General features: G+C 63.8%; 1 protein-coding gene. It reads left to right on the top strand.

All coding sequences use genetic code 11. The annotated features are described in order from the left end of the window. Positions 1 to 232: hypothetical protein (locus KZZ04_RS20915; protein WP_219424137.1), on the top strand; the 232-nt coding region annotated here is incomplete at both ends.

The raw sequence follows: 232 nt of genomic DNA, 5'->3' as shown, positions 1-232 counted from the left end.
CATTCTGTCGCGGCCCAAGGAGCACTGGTTCCTGCTGTGGATCCCTCTGGCCCTGATCGCGGGCCTGAGCATTGCCAAACGTCGTGGCAGCCTGCTGCGCATGCCGGTGCAAACACCCAAGCAGCAGGCGTTTGAAGCCCTGCGCAGCGGCGCGGACGTTATCGAGGAAGATGGTCTCGGGCCGAAAGTCCTGCGCCTGCAGGATGGCAGCTTCCTCAAGCTGTTCAGGGCC

The sequence above is a fragment of the Pseudoalteromonas sp. CR1 genome, assembly GCF_019392235.1.
GTDB lineage: Bacteria > Pseudomonadota > Gammaproteobacteria > Enterobacterales > Alteromonadaceae > Pseudoalteromonas.
The sequence above is the reverse complement of the archived record's forward strand: the minus strand, read 5'-3'. Positions and strand labels throughout refer to the sequence as shown.